Consider the following 4,760-nt stretch of genomic DNA (forward strand, 5'->3'; position numbering starts at 1 on the left):
CGCGGCATCCGCGCCGCCCGACGCCTCGGCCGCGGACCCGGCGGGCACCTCGCCTGTGGCGACCCGCGCCACCAGCTCGTCGACCATCTGCTGGCTGAACTGGCCCTTGCTGAGCTTGATGAGGCGCTTGATCGCAAGCCGGCTGACGGGCTTCAGCACGTCGGCGTCCTGCCCGGACTGCGCGAGCAGGTCGCGGAGGATCGGGCCGCCGACGGGGTGGGCGAGCCAGGTCTTGATGGAGTCGTCGCCGGTGAGGGTGGTGGGGGTGCTCATGCGGTGTTCCTTACTCTGCTTCGGGTTACCGGACATCGTTGTCCGGTATGTAAGGTAGCACCCGTGCCTGAAGGGAAGACGGGAATCCCGCGGCCGCCGTGCTCGAGCGGGTTCACGAGCTTCGCCAGCGTCTTCGACGGTGCGATGCCGACACAGACGGTGATGCGGCCGCGACGCGGGGTAGCTCGAGAGCGGCAAGACGCGCGGCCAGGCCCTCGAGGAGCTGTACCAGGCGGCATCCGTGACCCGGTACAACGCGCTCGCCGCACACCGGGTGCTCCGGGGGCGCACGCGCCGCGCCGGGGTGCCGCTCGCCTCGACCACGCGAGTCCGCTACCGCGCCAAGGGCGTCGTCGGCGTCATCACCCCATGGAACTACGCACTCAGCCTCGCCGCGATGGACGTCGTGCCCGCACTCGCGGCCGGCTGCGCGGTCGTCCAGAAGGCCGACGACCAGGGCGCGCTCACCATCCTCGCGCTGCGCCGGGCGTTCATCGACGCCGGGGTGCCCGAGGCGCTCTGGGCCGTGGTCGCCGGTCCCGCTGCCGAGGTCGGCGAGGCCCTCACCGACGAGGTGGACTACATCTGCTTCACCGGCTCCACCGCCACCGGCCGGCGCATCGCCGAGAAGGCCGGCCGCCGACTCGTCGGCGCATCGCTCGAGCTCGGCGGCAAGAACCCCATGATCGTGCTCGACGACGTCGACCCCGAGCAGGCCGCCGCGGATGCCGCGTACGGGTGCTTCTCCGCGATGGGCCAGCTCTGCGTGTCGATCGAGCGCATCTACGTGCATCGCCGCGTCGCCGGCCCCTTCACGAGCGCACTCGTCGAGCGGCTGCGCTCAGCACGTCTCGGATCCTCGCTCGACTTCTCGTCCGACTTCGGATCGCTGGCCAGCGCGGCCCAACTCGAGCGCATCCAGGGCCACCTCGACGACGCGCTCGCCAAGGGCGCGACGGTGCTGGTCGGCGGCCGGCCCCGTCCCGACGTCGGCCCGTGGTTCTTCGAGCCGACCGTGCTCACCGGCGTGACCCCCGAGATGCGCGTCCACGCCGAGGAGACCTTCGGCGCCGTCGCCTCGCTCTACCTCGTCGACTCGGAGGAGGAGGCCATCCTGGCGGCGAACGCGAGCGAGTACGGCCTGAACGCCTCGGTGCTCACCGGCTCACGCCGACGCGGCCAGCGCGTCGCCGACGCGCTCGAGGCCGGCAGCGTGAACATCAACGAGGGCTACCGCGGCACCTTCGGCTCGGTCGACGCGCCCATGGGGGGCATCAAGGCGTCGGGGCTGGGGCGGCGCAACGGACCCGAGGGCCTGCTGCGGTTCGTGGAGCCCGTGACGATCTCGGCGGCCACGGGACTGCTCACGCTGCCGCGCACCGGACGCGACTTCGACGTGCTCGCAGCCCCGTTCCTGCTGCTCGCCCGGGTGCTCCGCGCCGCGCGTCGACGCTGAGACGGGGCGACTGAGGGACGCCGCGGCTCAGGACGGGGCGCGGGGACGGCCTCGTGGCCGAGCGAGCTCAGGTCGCTTCGGTGTCGTAGGGCGCCGGTTCGTCGGCGCCGAGCGCCTCGCGCTTTCGCTTGTGCTGCAGGTAGGCGGAGTTCTCGTTCACCGCGGCGGCCGAGCGTGCGACCACCGGCTTGGCGGGCTCGGCGAACGGGTCGACGTCGGTCAGGGCCTCGCGGATGATGCGGCGCGGGTCGTACTGGCGCGGGTCGAGCTTCTTCCAGTCGACGTCGTCGAAGTCGGGACCCATCTCGTCGCGGACCCGCGTCTTGGCGCCGTCGGCCATGTCGCGGAGCGACCGCACCAGTCGGCCGAGCTGCGCGGCGTAGTGCGGCAGCCGTTCGGGCCCGAGCAGGAAGACGGCGATCACCCCGATGATGAGGAGCTTCTCGAACGTCAGACCGAACATCCATACAGGATAGTCGGCGGCGAGGCGTGCGAACGCCGTACGCCCTCGGCCCCTAGGCTTGGGGGTCGAGACATTTCACCGGGAGCCGCACGTGTCCGATCGAGACCTGAACTGGAAGTACGTCGACGAATCGGTCGTCGAGACCGACGCCGTCGCCAAGGCGCGCCAGCAGTCCCTCGAACTCGGCATCGAGCCGGTCTCACCTGCGGTGGGCGCCCAACTCGCGGTGATCGCCGCGGCCGCACGCGCTGAGTCCATCATCGAGGTCGGCACCGGCGTGGGCGTCTCGGGGCTCTGGATGCTGCAGACGGTGCGGGGCGCGATGCTCACCTCGATCGACACCGAGAACGAGTACCAGCAGCAGGCCAGGGAGCACTTCGCCGATGCGGGCATCGCGCCGGCACGGGTGCGGCTCATCGCCGGCCGCGCGAGCGAGGTGCTGCCGCGCATGAACGAGAGCTCCTACGACGTCGTCTTCGTCGACGCGGATGCCCCGTCGGTGATCGAGTACGTCGAGCACGGGCTGCGACTCGCCAAGCCCGGGGGCAGCGTGCTGGTCGCGCGCGCACTCTGGAAGGGGCGTGTGGCCGATCCTGCGCGACGCGACGACGCAGCCACCGCCTTCCGTGAGCTCATCGCCGAGCTCGCGGCCTCCTCCGCCGTAGCAACGGCCGTCTCCCCTGCGGGAGACGGCCTGTTGCAGATCGTGAAGCTGGGCGCCTGACTCAGGCGGGGTTCACGACGCCGCCGAGGACGTCGTAGAGCTCCTTGGCCTCAGCGTCGTTCACCGAGACGACGAGACGACCGCCACCCTCGAGTGGAACTCGAACGATGATGAGTCGACCCTCCTTCACAGCCTCCATAGGCCCGTCTCCGGTGCGTGGCTTCATGGCCGCCATTGAGCTACCCCTTTCGTGGCTGACCTTCCTATTATCGGCCATTCCGAGCGGTGCTGGGAAATCGCAGGGAGACTGTGGAGAACGCTTGCTGCACCGATGCATCCGCTCCGCGGCATCCGTCGACACCGATTCCCACGCTCATCAGGCCCGACGGGCATCGATCACGGCGGTGTCCAGTCGCGGCCGTCGACGCCCCAGCAGATGAGGAGCCACCCCACCTGGAGGGCGAGGAAGAGCACGACGAGGCTCCAGCGGTACCAACGGGCCCTCGGGAGCGCCAGCGCGCCGAGCAGCGGGAACAGCGGCGCGAGGATGCGGAACGTGCTCGACTGCGGGAAGAACACCGCCAGCAGGTAGAGGGCGTACGCGATCGACCAGAACCGGATGTCGGCGCCGAGGCGCGCAACGGCGGGCGACGCCAGGAACACCCCGAACGCCACGATGAGCCCGACCACCGCGATCGTGCCGAGCGGCTGACCCAGCCACCAGTCCCCCGACTGGAACCATGCCGTGAACGGCACGAGCTCGCGGTAGCCGATGTAGGCCGAACGCCACGCCAGCTCGGTGTCGGTGTACGCGTGCAGATCGCCCGTCGCCCACCACGCGACGCCGATCCACGCGAGTCCCGACAGCGCGGCGAACACGGCAGCGGATGCCGCGAGCACCCGATCGCGCACGGGGAAGGGTTCCCGACCGCGCCGGATCCAGCGCCACCCCCAGTGCAGCACGAGCGCGAGCGCGAACGCCAGGGCGCCGGGGCGCGTGAACGACCACGCGAGGACCACCGGGAACAGCCACGCGTAGCGTCGCTCCACGAGCAGCAGCAGCGCGAGCGCGAGCCAGAGGAAGCCGAGGGACTCCGCGTACCCGAACTGCATGATGGGCGAGACCGGCGCGACGCAGAACAGGACCACGGCGAACAGGGCCCGATCCGGCTCGAGGAACCGCGACATGAGCCGATGGAACACCAGTGCGGCGCCCAGCCCGGCCGCGACGGCGATGACGACGGACGCGACGTTCCACGGGATCGACAGCCAGGTGAGCACCGCGGTGAGCCCCGGGTACACCGGCAGGAACGCCCAGGCGTTCTCGCCGACATGGACGCCGTCGGGGTAGGGCAGGTCGCGCGGATACCCGCCGAGCGCGACGATCTGGTACCACCGGCCATCCCACAGGTTGGCGTACTCGAAGTACCCCGGACGCGCGCCGGTCCAGGCGTTCGGACCCTGCTCGTTCGCCAGCACGAGGACGAACGCCGTCGTCAGCGCACGCGCGGCGGCGTACACCAGCACGACCTTCCCCCACCAGGGCAGCAGCCGCCAGCGCACCCGCGGAGCGGCACGCGTCACCCGGAACGGATCCGGCTCGCGGGCCGACGGCGCGGACGCCGTGCGCTCGACCTCAGGCTCCACCGGTGAGCCATGCGCGCAGGGCGCGCTCGCAGGAGAGGATCTGGTCGGTCGGGACCCGCTCGTCGTCGGCGTGCGCCTTGAGCGGATCGCCGGGGCCGAAGTTCACGGCGGGGACGCCCAGGGCGCTGAAGCGCGCAACTGTCGATGAGCTCCTCGAACGTGGTGGGCACCTCGATGCCGACCTCGTCGAAGATCGCCGTGTTGTAGCCCATGAACTTGCCGTTGTTGTAGAGCGGGATGCCGAAGTACTTGCCGTC

Annotated in this window: 4 protein-coding genes and 3 pseudogenes; 2 read left to right on the top strand and 5 right to left on the bottom strand. The window is 70.8% G+C overall.

The window, feature by feature from the left end:
• Positions 1-273, bottom strand: a pseudogene (locus tag GH736_RS17450) (SDR family NAD(P)-dependent oxidoreductase); the annotation flags it as partial.
• A 196-nt stretch (positions 274-469) separates the two neighbouring features.
• Between GH736_RS17450 and GH736_RS17455 the strand changes: the two are divergent.
• A pseudogene (locus GH736_RS17455) lies at positions 470-1,729 on the top strand (succinic semialdehyde dehydrogenase); the annotation flags it as partial.
• Positions 1,730-1,796: 67 nt separating this feature from the next.
• Here GH736_RS17455 and GH736_RS17460 read toward each other — a convergent pair.
• Positions 1,797-2,192 (bottom strand): sec-independent translocase, encoded by a 396-nt coding sequence (locus tag GH736_RS17460; protein ID WP_159605599.1) that lies wholly within the window; start codon positions 2,190-2,192, stop codon positions 1,797-1,799.
• A 91-nt stretch (positions 2,193-2,283) separates the two neighbouring features.
• Here GH736_RS17460 and GH736_RS17465 point away from each other — a divergent pair, with 91 nt between their 5' ends.
• Positions 2,284-2,916 (top strand): O-methyltransferase, encoded by a 633-nt coding sequence (locus tag GH736_RS17465; protein WP_159605601.1) that lies wholly within the window; start codon positions 2,284-2,286, stop codon positions 2,914-2,916.
• Position 2,917: 1 nt separating this feature from the next.
• On the opposite strand, the gene GH736_RS17470 is transcribed toward GH736_RS17465, so the two are convergent.
• The 3 genes and pseudogenes from GH736_RS17470 to GH736_RS25175 all read right to left on the bottom strand — a co-directional run.
• Positions 2,918-3,091 carry a DUF3117 domain-containing protein gene (locus GH736_RS17470; RefSeq protein WP_067875042.1) on the bottom strand — a complete coding sequence of 58 codons (174 nt, stop codon included), beginning with the start codon at positions 3,089-3,091 and terminating at the stop codon, positions 2,918-2,920.
• A 161-nt stretch (positions 3,092-3,252) separates the two neighbouring features.
• A complete protein-coding gene (locus GH736_RS17475; RefSeq protein WP_235934390.1) occupies positions 3,253-4,503 on the bottom strand; it encodes a hypothetical protein in 1,251 nt (416 codons plus the stop codon).
• Positions 4,493-4,642: pseudogene (locus GH736_RS25175) on the bottom strand (succinyl-diaminopimelate desuccinylase); the annotation flags it as partial. The gene GH736_RS17475 and the pseudogene GH736_RS25175, both read right to left, overlap by 11 nt.
• Positions 4,643-4,760: the final 118 nt, after the last annotated feature.

It is taken from the genome of Agromyces humi, assembly GCF_009720255.1.
Lineage (GTDB): Bacteria > Actinomycetota > Actinomycetes > Actinomycetales > Microbacteriaceae > Agromyces > Agromyces humi.

What these genes read in the sequence shown, in the direction of transcription:
- GH736_RS17460 (WP_159605599.1), bottom strand. Translation starts at nt 2,192, where the DNA reads ATGTTCGGTCTGACGTTCGAGAAGCTCCTCATCATCGGGGTGATCGCC.
- GH736_RS17470 (WP_067875042.1), bottom strand. Translation starts at nt 3,091, where the DNA reads ATGGCGGCCATGAAGCCACGCACCGGAGACGGGCCTATGGAGGCTGTG.